Source organism: Micromonospora sp. WMMD737, assembly GCF_049179055.1.
GTDB lineage: Bacteria > Actinomycetota > Actinomycetes > Mycobacteriales > Micromonosporaceae > Micromonospora > Micromonospora reichwaldensis.
The window spans coordinates 3,176,898-3,195,738 of sequence record NZ_JBMHMH010000001.1 but is presented as its reverse complement, the minus strand read 5'-3'; the positions used below and the strand labels follow the sequence as shown (position 1 = coordinate 3,195,738).

At 73.4% G+C, this 18,841-nt stretch carries 15 protein-coding genes; 10 read left to right on the top strand and 5 right to left on the bottom strand.

Annotation, left to right across the window (positions count from 1 at the left end; genetic code table 11):
- Window positions 1-5: 5 nt before the first annotated feature.
- The 5 genes from ACN27A_RS13605 to ACN27A_RS13585 all read right to left on the bottom strand — a co-directional run bounded on the left by ACN27A_RS13605 (window position 6) and on the right by ACN27A_RS13585 (window position 7,014).
- Window positions 6-974 carry a TAXI family TRAP transporter solute-binding subunit gene (locus tag ACN27A_RS13605; RefSeq protein ID WP_421453204.1) on the bottom strand — a complete coding sequence of 323 codons (969 nt, stop codon included), beginning with the start codon at window positions 972-974 and terminating at the stop codon, window positions 6-8.
- Entirely contained in the window at window positions 971-1,363 is a 393-nt protein-coding gene (locus ACN27A_RS13600) for a roadblock/LC7 domain-containing protein (RefSeq protein WP_357580303.1), read from the bottom strand. The genes ACN27A_RS13605 and ACN27A_RS13600 overlap by 4 nt, the downstream gene beginning before the upstream one ends.
- Entirely contained in the window at window positions 1,360-3,801 is a 2,442-nt protein-coding gene (locus ACN27A_RS13595) for a nitrate- and nitrite sensing domain-containing protein (protein ID WP_421453201.1), read from the bottom strand. The genes ACN27A_RS13600 and ACN27A_RS13595 overlap by 4 nt, the downstream gene beginning before the upstream one ends.
- Before the next feature lie 67 nt (window positions 3,802-3,868).
- Window positions 3,869-4,888 (bottom strand): TAXI family TRAP transporter solute-binding subunit, encoded by a 1,020-nt coding sequence (locus ACN27A_RS13590; RefSeq protein WP_421453198.1) that lies wholly within the window; start codon window positions 4,886-4,888, stop codon window positions 3,869-3,871.
- Window positions 4,885-7,014, bottom strand: a complete 2,130-nt coding sequence (locus ACN27A_RS13585; protein ID WP_421453196.1) for a TRAP transporter permease — start codon at window positions 7,012-7,014, stop codon at window positions 4,885-4,887. The genes ACN27A_RS13590 and ACN27A_RS13585 overlap by 4 nt, the downstream gene beginning before the upstream one ends.
- A gap of 517 nt (window positions 7,015-7,531) precedes the next feature.
- Here ACN27A_RS13585 and ACN27A_RS13580 point away from each other — a divergent pair.
- The 10 genes from ACN27A_RS13580 to ACN27A_RS13535 all read left to right on the top strand — a co-directional run bounded on the left by ACN27A_RS13580 (window position 7,532) and on the right by ACN27A_RS13535 (window position 18,728).
- On the top strand, window positions 7,532-8,464 hold the full coding sequence (locus tag ACN27A_RS13580) for an ABC transporter ATP-binding protein (RefSeq protein ID WP_421453193.1): 933 nt from the start codon (window positions 7,532-7,534) through the stop codon (window positions 8,462-8,464).
- Window positions 8,465-8,610: 146 nt separating this feature from the next.
- Entirely contained in the window at window positions 8,611-9,153 is a 543-nt protein-coding gene (locus ACN27A_RS13575; RefSeq protein WP_421453191.1) for a hypothetical protein, read from the top strand.
- Between the two features lie 87 nt (window positions 9,154-9,240).
- Entirely contained in the window at window positions 9,241-10,041 is an 801-nt protein-coding gene (locus tag ACN27A_RS13570; RefSeq protein ID WP_311411960.1) for an ABC transporter permease, read from the top strand.
- A gap of 11 nt (window positions 10,042-10,052) precedes the next feature.
- On the top strand, window positions 10,053-10,853 hold the full coding sequence (locus ACN27A_RS13565; RefSeq protein WP_421453189.1) for an ABC transporter permease: 801 nt from the start codon (window positions 10,053-10,055) through the stop codon (window positions 10,851-10,853).
- A gap of 228 nt (window positions 10,854-11,081) precedes the next feature.
- Window positions 11,082-12,197, top strand: a complete 1,116-nt coding sequence (locus ACN27A_RS13560) for a YihY/virulence factor BrkB family protein (protein WP_421453186.1) — start codon at window positions 11,082-11,084, stop codon at window positions 12,195-12,197.
- A 238-nt stretch (window positions 12,198-12,435) separates the two neighbouring features.
- Window positions 12,436-13,614 carry an ROK family protein gene (locus ACN27A_RS13555; protein ID WP_421453183.1) on the top strand — a complete coding sequence of 393 codons (1,179 nt, stop codon included), beginning with the start codon at window positions 12,436-12,438 and terminating at the stop codon, window positions 13,612-13,614.
- Window positions 13,611-15,170 (top strand): sugar ABC transporter ATP-binding protein, encoded by a 1,560-nt coding sequence (locus tag ACN27A_RS13550; RefSeq protein ID WP_421453181.1) that lies wholly within the window; start codon window positions 13,611-13,613, stop codon window positions 15,168-15,170. The genes ACN27A_RS13555 and ACN27A_RS13550 overlap by 4 nt, the downstream gene beginning before the upstream one ends.
- A complete protein-coding gene (locus ACN27A_RS13545) occupies window positions 15,167-16,291 on the top strand; it encodes an ABC transporter permease (protein WP_421453178.1) in 1,125 nt (374 codons plus the stop codon). Before ACN27A_RS13550 ends, ACN27A_RS13545 begins: the two co-directional genes overlap by 4 nt.
- Window positions 16,292-16,413: 122 nt before the next feature.
- Window positions 16,414-17,469, top strand: a complete 1,056-nt coding sequence (locus ACN27A_RS13540) for a substrate-binding domain-containing protein (RefSeq protein ID WP_421453175.1) — start codon at window positions 16,414-16,416, stop codon at window positions 17,467-17,469.
- 53 nt (window positions 17,470-17,522) lie between these two features.
- On the top strand, window positions 17,523-18,728 hold the full coding sequence (locus ACN27A_RS13535; protein ID WP_421458455.1) for a Gfo/Idh/MocA family protein: 1,206 nt from the start codon (window positions 17,523-17,525) through the stop codon (window positions 18,726-18,728).
- The last annotated feature ends 113 nt before the right edge of the window (window positions 18,729-18,841 follow it).

Genomic DNA, 18,841 nt, shown 5'->3' with positions numbered 1-18,841 from the left:
GCGGGTCACCCGCGCTGATAGAACCGCGCGGCCCCGGGATGCAGCGGGATCGGGTCGGTGCCCGAGGCGCTCTGCTGGGTGAAGTTGCCGGCCTCGGGGTGCACCTTGACCAGGTCGGCCTGGTAGGCGAAGAGCAGCCGGGTCAGGTCGTACGCCAGCTGGTCGGGCATGTCGGCGCTGACCAGGATGACGTTCGCCACCGTGACCGTCGGCGTGCCGTTCCTCGTCTTGTAGACCTCCTTCGGCAGCTCCGCCGTGGTGTAGACCGAGCCGTGGCGCGCGGTGAGCGGCTCCATCAGGTCGACGATCGGCAGCAGCGCGTACTTGCCGGGCGCGCTGGCCAGCAGGTCGGCGATGCCCGGCGTGGGCAGGCCGCCGGAGAAGAACATCGCGTCGAGCGTGCCGGCCCGCATCCGCTTCACGGTCTCCGGCAGGGAGAGCGTGGCCCGGACGACGTCCCGGTCCGGGTCGAGGCCGGCGGCGGTCAGCAGACGCCCGGCGATGATGTCCGTGCCGGACTTCGGCGAGCCGGTGGAGACCCGCTTCCCGCGCAGGCCCGACAGCCTGGTGACCTTCGCGTCGGCGCGGACGATCACGTGGGTGTAGTTGCTGTAGACCCGGGCCAACGCCCGCACCGGCTGCGGCTGGCCCTCGAACGCCCCGCGCCCCGCGACGGCGTCGGCCGCCGTGTCGGCGAGGCTGAAGGCGATCTCCATGTCGCCGCTGGCCAGCCGGTTGACGTTCTCCACCGACGCGCCGGTCGGCTCGGCCCGCGCCTCGTAGCCGGGCAGGTGCCGGCTGATCACGTCCGCGTAGCCGCCGCCGAGCTGGTAGTAGACGCCTGTGGTGTTGCCGGTGGCGAGGAAGATCCGGCCACCGTGCCAGGGTTGCGGCCCGGCCTCGGCCGCGCCGCAACCGGTGGCGAGCACGGTCGCCAGCAGGGCCGCCAGCAACCGGGAGGACCGTCCGATCACGCCCGGACCGCCGGCTCCAGGGCCTCCGCCACCCGCTGGACCAGCATGGCGGTCTCGTAGCCGATCTGGCCGAGGTCGCAGCCGGGCGCGGCGAGCACCCCGACGAGGGCGCGCTCGCCGACCGCCATCACCAGCATCACCCCGCCGTCCATGTCGACGATCTGCTGGCGTACGCGGCCCGCCGACATCAGCCGGGCGGCACCGACGGTCAGGCTGGCCAGGCCGCTGATCACGGCGGAGAGCTGGTCCACCTGGTCGGGCGCGAGGTGGGGCGAGGCCGCCAGCCGCAGCCCGTCGCCGGAGACCGCGAGGGCGTGCGACACGTCCGGCACCTGTTCGGCGAAGTTGGTCAGGAGCCAGTCCAGGCCGGCGCTCTCGGGATATGTCATGGGATTCTCCTGGGGGGTGTCGTCTGGGTACGTCGGGTCGCCGCGGCCACTCCCTCGGCGAGCGAGGACAGCCGGGACCGCACGACCTCGGGGTCGAGCAGGTCGCCCGCGGGCCGCGCCGTCGGGGCCTCGTGCAGCGCGGCCGGCAGTTGGCCGCCCCGGGTGCGGCGCGGCAGCCCGGCCCCGGTGAGCGGGGGCGGCGCGGGCGGGGCCGACGCGGGACCCGACGGCGGCACCGCGGCGCCACCGGGCCCGGCCGGGCGCGCGCCGAGCACCGGGAGCGTGATCGTCGGCGCGTGGTGGACGCTGGTCAGGTCGGGCAGGGTGGCGGGACCGCCGGTCCCGGTCCGGGGCCGGAACCAGGCCGTCTGGGCGGGAACGACCGGCGCCTGCGTACGCACGGGCGGCGGCTGCGCGGGCACCGTCCGGACGGGTGGCGCCGGTGCGTGCACCTGCGGGGCGGCCTGCGCGGGGGCGCGTACCTCCGGCGCGGAGCGCGGGGCGACGTCCTCGACGCGGGTCAGCGCCGACTCCGGGATCTCCACCTGCGCGACGGTGCCCGCGCCGCTGTTGTGCAGCTGCACCCGTACCCCGTGCCGGGCCGCCAGGTGGGCCACCACGTGCAGGCCCATGCTGCCGGCGGAGGCGCTGGAGAGCATCGCGGGGGCGAGCAGCCGCTCGTTGATCGCGGCGAGGCGGCTGTCGCTGATGCCGATGCCCTGGTCGTGTACGCGCAGCGTGAGGCCGTCGATCGTGCGCCGGCCGTCGACGTGCACCGGGGAGTTCGGCGGGGAGTAGACGGTGGCGTTCTCCAGCAGCTCGGCGAGGAGGTGGACCAGGTTGCCCACGGCGGCCCCGTGCACCGCGGCGGTCGGCACGTCGACCTCCACCCGCGGGTAGTCCTCGATCTCGGAGGCGGCCGCCCGCACCACGTCGGCGAGCAGGTGGGCGCCGTCGTGCGTACGGCCGGGCTCCCCGCCCGCGAGGACGAGGAGGTTCTCGCCGTTGCGCCGCATGCGGGCGGCGAGGTGGTCCAGCGCGAAGAGCCGGGCCAGCGCGTCCGGGTCGGTCTCCTCGCGTTCGAACTCGTCGAGCAGCCGCAGCTGCCGGGTGATCAGGGTACGGATGCGCCGGGCCAGGGCCTCGGCCATCCGGGTCACGTCCATCCGCACCTCGGCCTGTTCACCGGCCAGGCGCAGGGCGGCCCGGTTCACCGTGTCGAAGGCCTGGGCGACCTGGGCGATCTCGTCCCGGCCCTGCCCGATGCCGGCGGTCATCCGGGTGGCCGCGCCGTCGGCCGGCGTGCCGTCACCGGAGGCGATCGCGGTGATCCGCTCCGGCAGCTCGCGGTGCGCCATGGTGAGCGCCGCGACCCGCAGCCGGCGCAGTCGCCGAGCGGTGCGGACGGCGAGCAGCACGGCGGCGGTCAGCGACGCCAGCGCGACGGCGCTGGTCGCGCCACCGGTGACCAGGGCCCGCCGCTGGGCGTCGCGGGCCAGCCCGGCGGCCTTGCGGTCGAGTTCCTCGGAGAGCTCCCGGCCGAGCAGGTTGTACCGCCGGATGGCCCCGCTCTGGGCCACGTACCAGGCGTCGCCGTCGGTCTTCAGCCCGGCGGGCTCGGACTCCACGTTCAGCGCGCTGTCGCGCATCCGGCGGGCGGTGGAGACGTCGGTCCCGGCCACCAGCCGGGTGTACGCGTCCGCCGCCGGCCGGCCGGCGATGCGGGAGAACTCGGCCTGACGCTGCTCCTGCGCGCCTCGCAGCTGGCCGAGGCGGACCAGTTCCCCGTCCGCCAGCGAGCCCCGCACGAAGACGGTGCGGAGCAGGTCGCGTTCCACCGCGGCGAGGTGCTCCTGGGCGGCCACCGCCGCCACCTCCCGCGCCCCGTTGGCCAGCTCCCGGTCGCGAACCTGGGCCGGCAGCGCGTCGGCGACGGCGAGCAGCGACTCGACCAGCGAGAGGTAGGTCGGGTCGGCGGTGCTGCCGCCCAGCGCGGATCCGCGGGCCGGTTCGAGCTGGCCGAGCTGCGCGTCGGCGCCGTCGAGCACCCGGCGCAGGTCGGGCGCCGCCCGGCGGGCGTCCCGGCTGGCGCCCCGGTACCGCTCGACGGACTCGTCGACCCGCCGTCGCTGCGCGTCGACGAGGGGCCGTCCGCTGCTGCCGCCGCGCTGGCGCAGGGCCGCCGTCTCGCCGAGCTCCCGCTCCAGTTCGTGCACCAGGCGCACGGTGGCGGTCGCGGTGCCGGCCAGCACCCGGGCGCGGTCCGCGTCGTCGGTGGCGGCCATGGCGATGGCGGTCTGGGTGGACCCCAGCACCACCAGACTCACCGTGGACACCAGGATGGGCGCGAGCAGCTGGGTGCGTACCGACCACAGCCGGTCGGTGTGGTCGGCGGGCCGGTGGTGCCGGCGTACGCGGCCGGGGGTGGGGAGCGACACTCGGGCCCTCCGGGGTCAGGGTCGGGGCGCCGGGCCCGGGCACGAGGCCCGGACCCGGCGCCGGGGATCAGCGTGCGCCGAGGTCCTGCAACGCCTTGTCCGCGCCGCGGTGCAGCGGTACGGGGTCGGTCTTGCGGGCGTTGTCCAGGCTGATGCCCTTGGCGGCCGGGTTGGCCTGGGCCAGGGCGTCCTTCTTGTCGAACACCGTCCGGGTGATCGCGCAGGCCACGTTCGCGTTGAGGTCCTTGCGGACCAGCAGCACGTTCGGTACCACGATGGTCGGGGTGTCCGCGGCGGTCTTGTAGACGTCCGCGCCGATGGTCCCGGCCTGGTAGGCCGGGTTGAGCTCGGTCATCTTGGGCAGCAGCGGGGTGATGTCGATGAACTTCACCTTGTCGCCGGCGGTGGTGAACAGGTCGGTCAGCCCGCCCGTGGGCACCCCGCCCGACCAGAACAGCCCGTCGACGCTGCCGTCCTTGACGCCCTCGACGCTCTTGGTCAGGTCGAGCCGCTGCGCCTGGACGTCCTTGGCCGGGTCGAGGCCGGCGGCCTCCAGCAGCCGGTTGGCGATGACCTCAGTGCCGGACTTCGGGGAGCCGGTGGAGATCTTCTTGCCCTTCATGTCGGCGACCGAGTTGATCCCCGAGTCGGCCCGGACGACGACCTGCGTGTAGTTGTCGTAGATCCGGGCGAGCGCCTCGACGGGCTGCGGGGCCGTGAAGCTGCCCTTGCCCTGCACCGCGTTGACCGCCGTGTCGAACAGCGAGAAGGCGACGTCGTACTGCCCGCCGACGAGCTGTTCGACGTTCTGCACCGAGGCGCCGGTCTCGGCGGCGGTGCCGGTCAGCTTGCCCTCGGTCGCCCCGGAGAGCTGACCGGCCAGGGCGTTGCCGACCACGTAGTAGACCCCGGTGGCGTTGCCGGTGGCGATGCCGACGCGGGTGCTGTCGGTGACCTTGCAGGTGATCTCACTGGCGGCGTCGTCCTTGGTCGCGCCGTCCTGACGGCCTCCGCAGCCGGCGGTGCCCGCGGCGACGAGGGCCAGCGCGCCAACCCCCGCGGCGAGCCGCATGTTGATCCGTCTCACTGTTTTTCCTCCCCATGGTTCACCGTTGGTACTGCTGACGGCCCGCCGTTCCGGCCGGCGGATCCGCGTCTGACGAGCACGCCCGCCACCATGACGGCAGCCAGGGCGGCGCCGATCGCGACGGGCACGGGTTCGAGCCAGAGCAGCGTGAGCCCGGCGAGCGCGCCGACGATCCGCTCCGGCGTGCCGGCCGGGCCGACGCCCGGCAGCCAGCCGCCCGCCGCGACCGCGAGCACCGCGACGCTGAGGGCGGCGACCGTCGCGGCGACGGCTATCCGCTGCGGGCCCCCGATGCCGAGCAGCCCGAGGCCGGTCGGGGTGACCACGAAGGCGAGCGGGATGAGGTAGGCCGGCAGGGCGTACCGCAGGGTCTGCCACATGGTCGGCACCAGCCGGCCGCCGGTCACCGCGGCGGCGGCGACCGCGGCGAGCGCGGTCGGCGGGGACGCTTCGGACAGCACCGCGAAGTAGAAGACGAACATCGCCGCGGCGGGCGCGGTGACGCCCAGGTCCAGCAGGGCCGGGCCGATGATCACCCAGCCGATCACGAACGACGCGGTGACCGGCACGGCCAGCCCGAGCAGCGTGAGGGCGACGGCGGCGAGCAGCGCGGTGAGCGCCAGCACCACGGCCGGCTCGGAGCTGACGGCCTGGGCCCCGCTGACCAGCAGCGCCGCCGCCTGGGGGCCGAGGCCGGTCTTGGTGGTGGTGGCCGTGATGATGCCCGCGGCGGCGCAGACCGCGCTCACGGCGAGGACCCCGCGCACGCCGGCGCTGAGCGCGGCGAGCAGGCGGGCCGGGGTGAGCCGGTGCCGACTGTCGAGGAAGGACAGCACGGCGGCCAGGATGGTGGCCAGCACCACGGCCTTCGTCGCGGAGAAGCCGACGGCCAGCAGCCCGACGATCGCGAAGAGCGACAGGAAGTGGTAGCCGAACCGGGCCAGCAGCCGGCCGGCGGAGGTCGTGTCGATCACCACCGGCCGCACGCCCGAGCGCCGGGCGTCGATCTCGACCGCGAGGAGGATGCCGAGGTAGTAGAGCACCGTCGGGACGGTCGCCCAGCCGAGCACCTGGAGGTACGACACGCCGAGGTACTCGGCGATGATGAAGGCCGCCGCGCCGAGGGTGGGCGGGGAGAGGATCGCGCCGACGCCGGCCGCGGCGAGCATGCCGCCCGCCCGCTCCGGCGGGTAGCCGGCGCGGCGCAGCACGGGCCAGGTGACCGCGCCGATGCTGACGGTCGTCGCCGCGCCGGAGCCGGAGACGGTGCCGAGCAGGAACCCGGAGGCGACGGCGGTGCGCCCGGCGGCCGTGCGCGAGCGCCGGAAGGCGGCGGCGGAGAGCTCCACGAAGAACCGCCCGGCCCCGGAGAGGTCCAGCACCGCGCCGTAGATGGTGAACAACACGATGTACGTCGCCGCGACGTCGAGCGGGGTGCCGTAGAAGCCGCTGTCGGAGTTGTAGAGGCCGTCGACGATCTGCCCGAAGTCGAGGCCGGCGTGGGCCACCGGCCAGGACTGGGGCAGCAGCCCGCCGTAGTAGCCGTAGCCGAGGAAGACCACGCAGACGGCCGGCAGGATCCAGCCGGTGGTGCGCCGGCACGCCTCCAGCAGCAGGAGCAGCAGGACGGTGCCCATCCCCACGTCCATGCCGACGAGCAGGCCCTGCCGGTCGAGGAAGGCGTCGTACCCGCCGCCGCCGTCGCCCAGGTCGACGGGCAGCACCGGGTAGAGGCAGCTGACCAGCGCCGCGCCGGCCAGGATCCAGTCCGCCACGGTGGGGCCGCGGCGCCTGGGGCGCTCCGCCGGGACCGGGTCGCCCGGCCCGGTCGCGTCCGTGCGGCGCAGCCGCCGGGGCAGGCGCAGATCCGCCGGGTACGCCAGGAAGACCATCGGCAGGATGCCGGCCAGGAAGATGACCAGGTAGAACTTGCTCCCCTGCGGCAGCGGGTAGAACACCTGCCAGAGGGCGAGCAGCGCGATCGCCAACGTCGTTCCGGTGACCAGCACGCCGATCGGCCCGGAGAGTTCCCGCCCGGGCTTTTCGTCCTCGAACTGCGCGGCGAGTTCCCGTGGATCGGGCGCGGCACCGTCCGGGTCGGACCGATTGTCCGTCTCGGACGGCAACGGAACTGGACCGCCATCCGGGGTGGACTCGGGGCCCACGGTGGACGGCTGCGGGGCGGGTTCGCCGGAGGAACGCACTGGTGGCACGAGGGGGCACGATACGCGAATTAGATACGAGGCGGAACATTGCTGATCATGATTGCAGCCAGTAATTAATTGGGACTTGCGATTACACAGAGAGACCGTAATGGGGTCCGGATATGCGGCAGGATGCACGCCCCGATTGGTAAGAATGCGGCAAGCCGGGAAGCGGGCCGTATCCGTTGCGTCCACTCTGGTCCGGAAGCAGCGCGTTTCCGACCCGCCCTCGCGCGGCCGTCGCCGCGCCGTCGGCACCGCACGAGGCCATGACGCAGGGTAGTTTCCGTCGCTCTCCGTTGCCGGATGGGCCCTGACCAGGGCGCCTGTACCCCTACCGCCCCGGCCCCTATCACCCCGGCGACGGGCCCGCCCGGATCCGGTGGAGGTGCCGGAACCGTCCGGTGGGGGTGTCGGATCCGGAGGTTAGGGTCGGGCGATGACGACGGCTCCACCACTCATCCAGGCGCGGGCGCTGGTGAAGCGGTTCGGCGACTTCACCGCCGTCGACGGCATCGACGTCGAGGTGCGGGCCGGCGAGGCGTTCGGCTTCCTCGGGCCCAACGGCGCCGGCAAGTCCTCCACCATGCGGATGATCGGCTGCACCTCCCCGCCCAGCGGCGGCGAGCTGCGCATCCTCGGCATGGATCCGGTGCGCGACGGGCCGGCGATCCGGGCCCGCCTCGGCGTCTGCCCGCAGCTCGACAACCTGGATCCCGAGCTGACCGTCCAGGAGAACCTCACCACCTACGCGCGCTACTTCGGCATCTCCCGGCGGGTGGCCCGGGCGCGGGCCGCCGAGCTGCTCGACTTCGTCCAGCTCACCGAGCGGGCCGACAGCAGGGTGGAGCCGCTCTCCGGCGGCATGAAGCGGCGGCTGACCATCGCCCGCGCGCTGGTCAACGAGCCCGAGATCGTCCTGCTCGACGAGCCGACGACCGGCCTGGACCCGCAGGCCCGGCACCTGGTGTGGGAGCGGCTGTTCCGGCTCAAGCAGCAGGGCGTCACGTTGGTCCTCACCACGCACTACATGGACGAGGCGGAGCAGCTCTGCGACCGCCTGGTGGTGATGGACGGCGGGCGGATCGTCGCCGAGGGCTCGCCCCGGGCGCTGATCGACCGGCACTCCACCCGGGAGGTCGTCGAGCTGCGGTTCGCCGCCGAGTCCCAGGAGGCGTTCGCCGGCAAGCTCGACGGGCTGGGGGAGCGGGTCGAGGTGCTGCCCGACCGGATCCTGCTCTACGTGCCCGACGGCGACGCGGCCGTCGCCGAGGTCGGCGAGCGGGGGCTGCGCCCGGCCAACGTGCTGGTCCGGCGCAGCAGCCTGGAGGACGTCTTCCTCCACCTCACCGGCCGCACCCTGGTCGACTGACAGCGCGTCCGGTCGCTCGTCGTCGGTCGTTCGCGATCCGGTGCCGGTCGTCCGGCGCCACCGGGTGGGTGCGGCGGCGTCGGCCGTTACGTAGCATCGGCGGGCCGGCGGCACGTCGACCGCCCGCCGACGCACACGGGGGTGCCATGTCGGAGTTGGAGTTCCAGTCCCGCCGCCAGGCCGGGCTCGCCGCGCTCTATCTGGGCGTCTTCGCGACGATCTGGTTCAGCGTGCCGGCCGCCGAGCAGCCGCTGCGCGCCCTGCTGGTGGTCGCGAGCGGCGCGGCCCTGGTCACGGCGGTGATCGGCGCCGTCGTCGTGGCCCGCAGCCGGGGAGCCGGGGGCGTCGTCCACGACCGCGCCGCCGACCGCCGCTACCTGCTGATCGTCCTGGCCGAGTTCGCCGCCGCCGGGCTCGGCGCCGTCGTGCTCGCCCTCGTCGGCTGGTCGGAGTTCATCCCGGTGCTGGTCGGCGCCGTGGTGGGGCTGCACTTCTTCCCGCTCGTCCCGGTGCTGCGCGACCCGCTGCTGTGGCCGCTCGGGGTGGCGGTGTGCGCCGTCGCCGTGGCCGGGCTGGTCACCGCGCTCGTCTCGGCGGTGCCGGCGGGGCTCGTCGTCGGCACCGGCACCGGGCTGCTGCTGCTCGCCTACGCGGTGCAGGCGCTGCTGCGGGCGGCCCGTAAGCGCTGACGGGGCGACGGAGTCACCGGCCTGTCGTACCCGCGAGGTAGTAAGGCCGTGGTGGACGTGGGGCGGGACGGGGGTGGTCGCGTGAGCGTGGCGCAGTCGGCGCGGGAACGCGCGCGCCCGAGGTTGCCGCGGGTGCCGGCGCTCGCGGTGCTGGCGCACCATCTCGTCGGCTACCGGCGCACCTGGCGGGCGGGGATCTTCTCGTCGTTCCTGCTGCCGGTGCTGACCGTCCTCGGCTTCGGCGTCGGCGTCGGCTCCTACATCGACCAGGGCATCGACGGGGTGAGCTACCTCGACTGGATCGTGCCCGGCCTGATCGCGTCGACCGCGTTGCAGACGGCCGTCAGCGAGTCGACGTGGCCCGTGTTCGGCAACTTCCAGTGGGTCAGGACCTACGTCGCGCAGAGCGCGGCGCCGCTGCGGGTGGGCGACATCCTCGGCGGGCACCTGGCCTTCGTGGTGTTCCGGGTGGTCACCACCGTCGCGGCGTTCCTGCTGGTGACGGCCCTGTTCGGGGCGCTGCGCTCGCCGTGGGCGCTCGCCGCGCTGCCGGTGACGGCGCTGCTCGGGCTGGCGGTCGCCGCGCCGACCTTCGCGTACGCGTCGGTGGTCTCCGTCGACAGTTGGCTCGCGATGCTGCTCCGCTTCGCGGTGATCCCGATGACGCTCTTCGCCGGCGTGTTCTTCCCCGTCGAGTCGTTGCCGCTGGCGCTGCGCTGGCTGGCGTACGCGACCCCGCTCTGGCACGGCGTGGACCTGTGCCGGGCGGCGGCGCTCGGCGTCGCTCCGCAGTGGTCGGTCGCCGGCCACCTGCTCTACCTCGCGGCCTGGGCGGTCGGCGGCTGGCTGCTGGCCCGGCGCGCGTTCCGTCGCAGGCTGGTCGTCTAGGAGGAGTCGCAGTGGTCGCTCTCGTCCTGCCCCGGCTGACCGCCGCGTCCCGCCGGTCGGTCTCCGTGGCCGAGCGCAACGTCGCGGCCCTGAAGGCCGTCTACTGGCTGCTGCTCGTCTCCGGGTTCGTGGAGCCGCTGCTCTACCTGCTCTCCATCGGTGTCGGGGTCGGCACGCTGGTCGGCGACCTCACGCTGCCCGGCGGCGAGGTCGTCACCTACGCGGCGTTCGTCGCGCCGGCCATGCTCGCGTCGTCGGCCATGTCCGGCGCGCTGTCGGAGACGACCTTCAACTTCTTCGGCAAGATGAAGCAGATGAAGCTGTACGACGGGGTGATCGCCACCCCGGTGCAGCCGTTCGAGATCGCGCTGGGGGAGCTGCTCTGGGCGATGCTGCGCGGCAGCGCGTACTCGGCCGCCTTCCTGGTGGTGATGGTGGTGATGGAGCTGACCACCGCGGCGCGGGCGCTGGTCGCCTTCCCGGCGGCCGTGCTGGTCGGCTTCGCCTTCGGCGCGCTGGGCATGGCGATCACCACCTTCATGCGCAGCTGGCACGACTTCGACCTGATGTCGGCGGCCCAGTTCACCCTCTTCCTCTTCTCCGGCACGTTCGTCCCCGCCGAGGCCTACCCGGCCGCGCTGCGCTGGGCGGTGGAGGTGACGCCGCTCTACCGTGCGGTGCACCTCATCCGCGGCGTCTCCGTGGGCGCGGCCGGCTGGGAGTGGGTGCTCGACGTGCTCTACCTGCTCGCGGCGATGGTCCTGGGGCTGCTGGTCGCCTCGCGCCGGATGGGCAGGTTGCTCTACGGCTAGGGCCTGTTCATAAGAACTGGCCGGCCTGCGGCGGGCCCGGACGACGACCGGCGGCGTTGCGGTTTCGTCCGGATACAACACCGGTATCCGGACGAAACCGCGCCTTGCCGGATCGCCGCCCGGACTCCGCCTCGGCTCGACCGCCCTCATGAAACAGGCCCTGGTGGTTAACGGCGGCCGCTGCCTGGGCATGTCGAGGGGGACTGACACCGACCACGAGGAGGGGCGATGGCCTCCGACGAGTCCTCCACCCGCAGCGGACGCGACCGCGACGATTCCGGGGCGGCGGCCGGCCGGGTGGGCGACCGCCGGACGGGCCGCGCGGACCGGGGGTCCGACCCCGTCCGTGCCGAGCGGCACCGCCCGGGTCGCGGCCCGGTCGGGCCCGACGAGGGTCCCGACAGCCCGACCGAGCTGCCGGGCGCCGGTTGGAAGGCCGCGCTGCGCCGCACGGTACGGGAGTTCCAGGACGACAGCCTGACCGACTGGGCGGCGGCGCTGACGTACTACGGGGTGCTCTCCATCTTCCCCGGCCTGCTGGTGCTGGTCTCGATCCTCGGCCTGCTCGGCCCGCGGGCCACGGAGGGCGTCAAGGACACGGTCAACGACGTCGTCCCGCAGGACAGCATCCGGCAGATCGTCGAGGGGGCGATCGACCAGGCGCAGCAGAGCGGCGGCTTCGCCGGCTTCGCCGCGATCCTCGGTCTGCTCGCCGCGTTCTGGTCGGCGTCGGGTTACGTCGCCGCGTTCATGCGCGCCTCCAACACCATCTACGACGTGCCGGAGGGACGGCCGATCTGGAAGACGCTGCCGATCCGCGTCGGGGTGACCGCGGTGATCGGCGTGATGCTGCTGGCCAGCGCCGTGATCGTGGTCTTCACCGGCGGCCTCGCCGAGCAGGTCGGGGAGGCGATCGGGCTGGGCTCCACGGCGGTGACCGTGTGGAACATCGCCAAGTGGCCGGTGCTGCTGCTCCTGGTGAGCCTGATGTTCGCGATCCTCTACTGGGCGTCGCCGAACGCGCGGCACGGCGGCTTCCGCTGGGTCAGCCCCGGAGGCCTGCTGGCGGTGGTCATCTGGTTGGTGATCTCGGGCCTGTTCGCGCTCTACGTCAGCAACTTCGGCTCGTACAACAAGACGTACGGGGCGCTCGCCGGTGTGATCGTCTTCCTGATCTGGCTGTGGCTGAGCAACATCGCGATCCTCCTCGGCGCGGAGTTCGACGCCGAGCTGGAGCGCAGCCGCGCCATCGAGGCGGGCCACTCCCCGGACGAGGAGCCGTACGTCGAGCTGCGCGACGACCGCAAGCTCAGGAAGAAGCGCAACGCCGCCAACCGCAGCTGACCGCGTCCGCACCTGCCGACGCCCCGCCACCCGTCACCGGTGGCGGGGCGTCGGCGCGCTTCCGCCCGCTCCGGGCCGTGCGCTTTTCCTGATCCTTCCGATGCTTTTGCTCGTTCGGACAAAAGTTCGCGTCAAACCGGCCGAAGCTCTGGACACGTGACACGGAACACTCCTACTGTGTCGGCACGACACCTCGGCATCACGTCGATGTGAACGAGCCCGCGAAGAGGTGAGTCCGGTGCGGACGGTCGACCCCCTGCACGTACGGCTGCTGCGGCTGCTCCGTGACGAGGGCGCGGTGTCCCGGGCCGAGTTGGGCGACCGGTTGCAGATGCCCCGTCCCCGGCTGCTGGCGGAGCTGGAACGGCTCGTCGCCCTCGGCTACGTCGCCGAGGCGGGGCTGGCCGCCTCCCGGGGCGGTCGCCGTTCCACCCTGGTCGAGCTGAGCCCGCGCCTGCGCTTCGCCGCCGTCGACCTCGGCGCCAGCTCCATCGACGTCGAGGTGATCAACGGCCGGCTGGAGCCGGTCGCCGCGTACGCCGAGGCGGCCGACATCCGCACCGGCCCGAAGGTGATCCTCCAGCGGGTCAACGAGCTGCTGCACAAGGCCCGGGTCGACGGCGCCTACGAGCGGCTCGACGCCGTCGGCATCGGGGTGCCCGGCCCGGTCAGCTTCCGCGACGGCGTGCCGGTCTCCCCGCCGATCATGCCCGGGTGGGACCGGTTCCCGGTGCGCGAGCTGCTCACCCGCGAGCACGGCTGCCCGGCGGTGGTCGACAACGACGTCAACATCATGGCCATCGGGGAGCGGCACGGCGGGGTCGCCCACTCCGTGGACGACTTCCTCTTCGTGAAGATCGGCACCGGAATAGGGTGCGGGATCTACCTCAGCGGCGAGGTCTACCGGGGCACCGACGGCTGCGCCGGGGACATCGGCCACATCCAGGTCGACGCGCAGGGCCCGATGTGCTCCTGCGGCAACGTCGGCTGCCTGGAGGCGCTGTTCAGCGGGGCCGCGCTGGCCAAGGACGCGACCGCCGCCGCGCGCAGCGGGGTGTCGCCGGCGCTGGCCGAACGCCTCGCCGCGCACGGCGCGGTGACCGCGCTGGACGTCGCCGGGGGCGCCGTCGAGGGGGACGTGACGTGCATCCAGCTGATCCGCGACGGGGGTCGGCGGGTGGGTGGGGTCCTGGCCGGGCTGGTCAGCTTCACCAATCCGTCGATGATCGTGATCGGCGGCGGGCTCGCCCAGCTCGGGCACATCCTCCTCGCCGAGATCCGCAGCGTCGTCTACCGCCGGTCGCTGCCGCTGGCCACCGGCAACCTGCCCGTCGTCCTGTCCGAGCTGGGCCCGCGCGCTGGCGTCGCCGGTGCCGCCGTGCTGGCCAGCGACGTGGCCTTCGCGGAGGCATCATGAGTGAGCAACTGGTCGAGGCGCCCGCCGGCGCTGTCGCGGGCGAGGTGGTGCTGCGCCTCACCGACGTGGTCAAGACCTTCCCGGGCGTACGGGCCCTGGACGGGGTGCAGCTGGAGGTACGCGCCGGCGAGGTGCACTGCCTGCTCGGGCAGAACGGCGCCGGCAAGTCCACCCTGATCAAGGTGCTGGCCGGGGTGCACCGGCCCGACTCGGGGCTCGTCGAGTGGCGGGGCGAGCCGACGACCTTCGCCAACCCGCAGGCCGCCATGCGCGCCGGCATCGCCACCATCTACCAGGAACTCGACCTGGTCGAGGACCTCTCGGTCGCGGAGAACGCCTTCCTCGGCCACGAGCCGCGCCGGCTCGGCTTCGTCCGGCGGGGCGCCATGGCCCGGCACACCCGGCAGATCCTCGGCCGGCTCGGCCACGCCGAGATCCCGCCCGGTCGGATGGTGCGCGCGCTGCCCGCCGCCGGCAAGCAGATCGTCAGCATGGCCCGCGCCCTCTCCCACGAGGCCCGGCTGATCATCATGGACGAGCCGAGCGCCGTGCTGGCCCACGACGAGGTGGGCAACCTGTTCCGGATCATCCGGGAGCTGACCGCGCAGGGCATCGCCGTCATCTACATCTCGCACCGGCTGGAGGAGATCCGCGAGATCGGCGACCGGGTCACCGTACTCAAGGACGGCCGGACCACCGCGGCGAACCTGTCGGCCCGCGACACCCCGACCCGCGACCTGGTCAGCCGGATGACCGGCCGCACCATCGAGTACGTCTTCCCGGACCGCCCGGCCGGCGCGGCGGGCGGCGCGGAACTGCTCACGGTCGAGGGGCTGACCCGGGCCGGCGAGTTCGCCGACGTCTCGCTCGGCGTGCGGGCCGGCGAGATCGTCGGCATCGCCGGGCTGGTCGGCTCGGGCCGCTCCGAGCTGCTGGAGACCATCTACGGCGCGCGCCGTGCCGACGCCGGCTCGGTGCGGATGGCCGGCCGGGCGCTGCGCCCCGGCAGCGTCGGCGCGGCGGTGCGGGCCGGCATGGGGATGGCCCCCGAGGAGCGCAAGAGCCAGGCGCTGCTGCTGGGCGAGCCGATCTACCGCAACGTGACCCTGGCGACCTTCGCCCGCTACGCCCGCGCCGGGTTCACCGACGCCGGACGGGAACGGGCCGAGGCGGACCGGATCGCCGAGAGCCTGGAGCTGCGCCCCCGCGACGTACGCCGGCCGGTGCGCACCCTCTCCGGCGGCAACCAGCAGAAGGTGGTGGTCGGCCGCTGGCTGCTCGGCGACACCCGGCTGCTGCTGCTCGACGAACCGACCCGGGGCGTCGACGTCGGCGCCCGGGCGGAGCTCTACCAGGTGATCCGGGGGCTGGCCGCGCGCGGCGTCGGGGTGCTGCTGGTCTCCAGCGAGGTCCCCGAGGTGCTCGGCCTGGCCGACCGGGTGCTGGTGATGCGGGAGGGGCGGGTCGTCCACGAGGCCCCGGCCCGCGAACTCGACGAGAACACCGTGCTCGACCTCGTCATGGCGGGGTCCCTGATGGAAGGCGCACCCGCATGACCGACGGTCCCACTCCCACGGCCGCGCCGGAGCAGGTGGCGCAGCTGCCGGCGCAGTCGCCGCCGGTGGACCCGGCGCAGACCGCGGCGGCCGTCGACAAGGTGGCGGCACCGGGCCGGATCTCCTGGTGGCGGGGGGACGGCGGCGAGGGTGCCCGCCGCAACCTCGGCCTGATCGGGGTGCTGGCCGTGCTCGTCGTGATCGGCGCCCTCACCCGCTCCGACCTGTACTCCGATCCCGACTGGGTGTGGGACAACGTCCTGAGCATCCTCAAGCTGGCGGCCGTGGTCGGCGTGGTCACCGTCGGCATGACCTTCGTGATCATCGGCGGCGGCATCGACCTCTCCGTCGGCGCGATCGTCGCGCTGGCCGGTGTCTGGTGCACCACGGTGGCCACTCAGAGCTACGGCGCCGGCGGCATGATCTTCAGCGCGCTCACCGTCGGGCTGGCGGTCGGCCTGGTCAACGGGCTGCTCATCTCGTACGGCCGGCTGGTGCCGTTCATCGCGACCCTCGCCATGCTGGTGGCGGCGCGGGGCCTGGCCGCCGAGATCTCCGACAAGCAGACCCAGGTGTCGGAGAACGGCTTCATCAACGGCCTCGCCAGCAACAGCCTGCTGGGCATCCCGCTGCTGGTCTACATCCTCGCCGCCGTGGTGGCCGCCGGCTGGGTGCTGCTCAACCGCACCACCTTCGGCCGGCGTACGGTCGCCGTCGGCGGCAACCCGGAGGCCGCCCGGCTCGCCGGCATCAACGTCCGGCGGCACACCGTGCTGCTCTACGCGCTCTCCGGGCTCTGCTGCGGGATCGCCGCCATCATGCTCACCGCCCAGGCCAACTCGGCGCAGGCGGCGATGGCGAACCTCTACGAGCTGGACGCGATCGCCGCCGCGATCATCGGCGGCACGCTGCTCAGCGGCGGGCGGGGCACCATCATCGGTTCCCTGCTCGGGGTGGTCATCTTCGCCACCATCACCAACCTCTTCGCCATCAACGGCCTCTCCACGGAGGCCCAGAACATGGTCAAGGGCGGCATCATCGTCGCCGCCGTCCTGGTCCAGCAGGTCCAGTTCCGCAGCCTCACCCAGTTCCTGGGCCGCAACCGGCTCACCACCACCTGACCCCTCACCGCACCGACCGCGCGGCATCCGGGCCACCTCAGCGACGGTGGCCGGGCACCGCACGCGCTCTTCCGTCCCGCACCGCGAGATTTCCTCCACCACCGTCAACCCAGGAGGTCGTCATGACCCAGCACAGTCGCGACATGTCGCGTCGCCGGCTGCTCTTCGGCGGGGCCGCCGTCGGCGCCGGCGTGCTGCTCGCCGGCTGCACCAGCAACGAGACCAAGCCGACCGAGGCGCAGACCAAGGCGGCAGCCGCGCCGGGCGGCAACAACGAGCCCGGCAAGCGGGTCGTCATCGGCTTCTCCGCGCCGGCCGCCGACCACGGCTGGATCGCCGCCATCACCAACAACGCCAAGGCGCAGGCCGGGGCGTACTCCGACGTGGAGTTCAAGTCGGTCGAGGCCGGCGCGGACGCGGCGGCCCAGCGGGCGGCGCTGTCCACGCTGATCTCGCAGAAGCCGGACGTGATCGTGCTGCTGCCGCACGACGGCAAGGAGCTCAACGCGTTCGGGCTGGAGGCGATGAAGGCCGGCATACCGGTGGTCAACCTGGACCGGGCGTTCCCCGACGCGCGGGCCTACCGGCTCCAGATCAAGGGCGACAACTACGGCATGGGCGTGGCCGCCGCCACCTACATGATCGAGCAGTTCAAGGCCAAGGGCGTCAGCAACCCGGTGATCGGCGAGATCGCGGGCATGGACGAGCTGGAGCTGACCCAGGAGCGGTCGAAGGGCTTCGTCGACACCCTGACGGCGAGCGGCTTCAAGGTCGCCAACCGCCGGGCGGCCCGGTTCACGGCCGACTCGGGACAGCAGGAGGCGGCGCAGCTGCTCCAGGCCCTGCCGAAGATCGACGCGCTCTGGAACCACGACGACGACCAGGGCATCGGCGTGCTGGCCGCGGTCAACCAGAGCGGCCGCAAGGAGTTCTTCATGGTCGGCGGCGCCGGCTCGAAGAAGGCGATGGAGGACATCCAGGCGGACAACACGGTGCTGAAGGCGACGGTGACCTACAGCCCCTCGATGGCCTCCTCGGCCATCTCCCTGGCCCGGCTGATCGGCCAGGGCAAGGGCATGTCCGACCTGGTGGAACTCCAGGTGCCCAAGGAGATCATCCTCGCCTCCGAGACGATCACCAAGGAGAACGCGGGCAGCTACCTCAAGCTCGGGTTCTGATACACGGGGGGAGACCCACCTTGTCCACGACAGACAGAGAACTGCGGGTCGGCATGGTCGGCTACGCGTTCATGGGCGCCGCGCACTCGCAGGCGTGGCGCACCGTGAACCGGGTGTTCGACCTGCCGGCGCGGGCCCGGATGTCGCTGATCTGCGGCCGGGACGCCGGGAAGGTGGCCGACGCCGCCGACCGGCTCGGCTGGGACGCGTACACGACCGACTGGCGTGACCTGATCGCCCGGGACGACATCGACGTGGTCGACGTCTGCACGCCCGGGGACAGCCACGCCGAGATCGCCCTCGCCGCGCTGGCCGCCGGCAAGCACGTGCTGTGCGAGAAGCCGTTGGCCAACACGGTCTCCGAGGCCCGGGCGATGGCCGCCGCGGCGGTCACCGCGCAGGCCGCCGGGGTGCGGTCGATGTGCGGGTTCAACTACCGGCGGGTGCCGGCGGTCGCGATGATGCGCCAGCTCGTCGCCGACGGGCGGCTCGGGGTGATCCGGCACGTCCGGGCGACGTACCTGCAGGACTGGATCGTGGACCCGCAGTTCCCCCTCGTGTGGCGGTTGCAGCGGGACAAGGCCGGCTCCGGCGCGCTCGGCGACATCGGCGCGCACATCATCGACCTGACCCAGTACGTCACCGGCCGGCGGATCACCGGGGTCAGCGCGGTCACCGAGACGTTCGTCAAGGAGCGGCCGCTGCCGGCCGGGTCGAGCGGGCTGGCGGCGACGGTGGACGGGGCGGCGGCCGACGGCAACGGTGCCGACGGCCACCGCCCGGCCACCGGGGCGGTCACCGTCGACGACGCGGCGGTCTTCGTGGCCCGCCTCGACGGCGGCGTGCTGGCGACGTACGAGGCGAGCCGCTTCGCCACGGGACGCAAGAACGCCCTCCGGGTGGAGATCAACGGCTCGCTGGGCACGGTGGCCTTCGACCTGGAGCGCCTCAACGAGCTGGAGTTCTACGACGCGACGCGACCCGCCGCCGAGCAGGGGTTCAGCCGCATCCTGGTGACCGAGGGGGAGCACCCGTACATGTCCGCGTGGTGGCCGCCCGGCCACCTCATCGGCTACGAGCACTCCTTCACCCACCAGATGCGGGACTTCGTCGAGGCGGTCGCCACCGGCGTCGACCCGGCGCCCTCCTTCGTCGACGGGTTGCAGGTCCAGTTGGTGCTGGACGCGGTGACCCGGTCGGCGGAGCTCGGCTCCTCGTGGACCGAGGTGGAGCCGGCCCTGGCCACGGTCGCCGCCTGAGCCGACTCCGGCGCCGACCGGCGAGGGACCGGCCGCGGTTGCGCCCCGCGGCCGGGACGAGGTCGGAGCCGGAGGACGTGCGGCCGGGCCGGCGTGGCCCGGTGACGCACGAG

Excerpts from the sequence above, each read along its gene's own strand:
- ACN27A_RS13540 (WP_421453175.1), top strand. The coding sequence starts at position 16,414 with ATGACCCAGCACAGTCGCGACATGTCGCGTCGCCGGCTGCTCTTCGGC.
- ACN27A_RS13550 (WP_421453181.1), top strand. The coding sequence starts at position 13,611 with ATGAGTGAGCAACTGGTCGAGGCGCCCGCCGGCGCTGTCGCGGGCGAG.
- ACN27A_RS13580 (WP_421453193.1), top strand. The coding sequence starts at position 7,532 with ATGACGACGGCTCCACCACTCATCCAGGCGCGGGCGCTGGTGAAGCGG.
- ACN27A_RS13560 (WP_421453186.1), top strand. The coding sequence starts at position 11,082 with ATGGCCTCCGACGAGTCCTCCACCCGCAGCGGACGCGACCGCGACGAT.
- ACN27A_RS13545 (WP_421453178.1), top strand. The coding sequence starts at position 15,167 with ATGACCGACGGTCCCACTCCCACGGCCGCGCCGGAGCAGGTGGCGCAG.
- ACN27A_RS13575 (WP_421453191.1), top strand. The coding sequence starts at position 8,611 with ATGTCGGAGTTGGAGTTCCAGTCCCGCCGCCAGGCCGGGCTCGCCGCG.
- ACN27A_RS13535 (WP_421458455.1), top strand. The coding sequence starts at position 17,523 with ATGGTCGGCTACGCGTTCATGGGCGCCGCGCACTCGCAGGCGTGGCGC.
- ACN27A_RS13600 (WP_357580303.1), bottom strand. The coding sequence starts at position 1,363 with ATGACATATCCCGAGAGCGCCGGCCTGGACTGGCTCCTGACCAACTTC.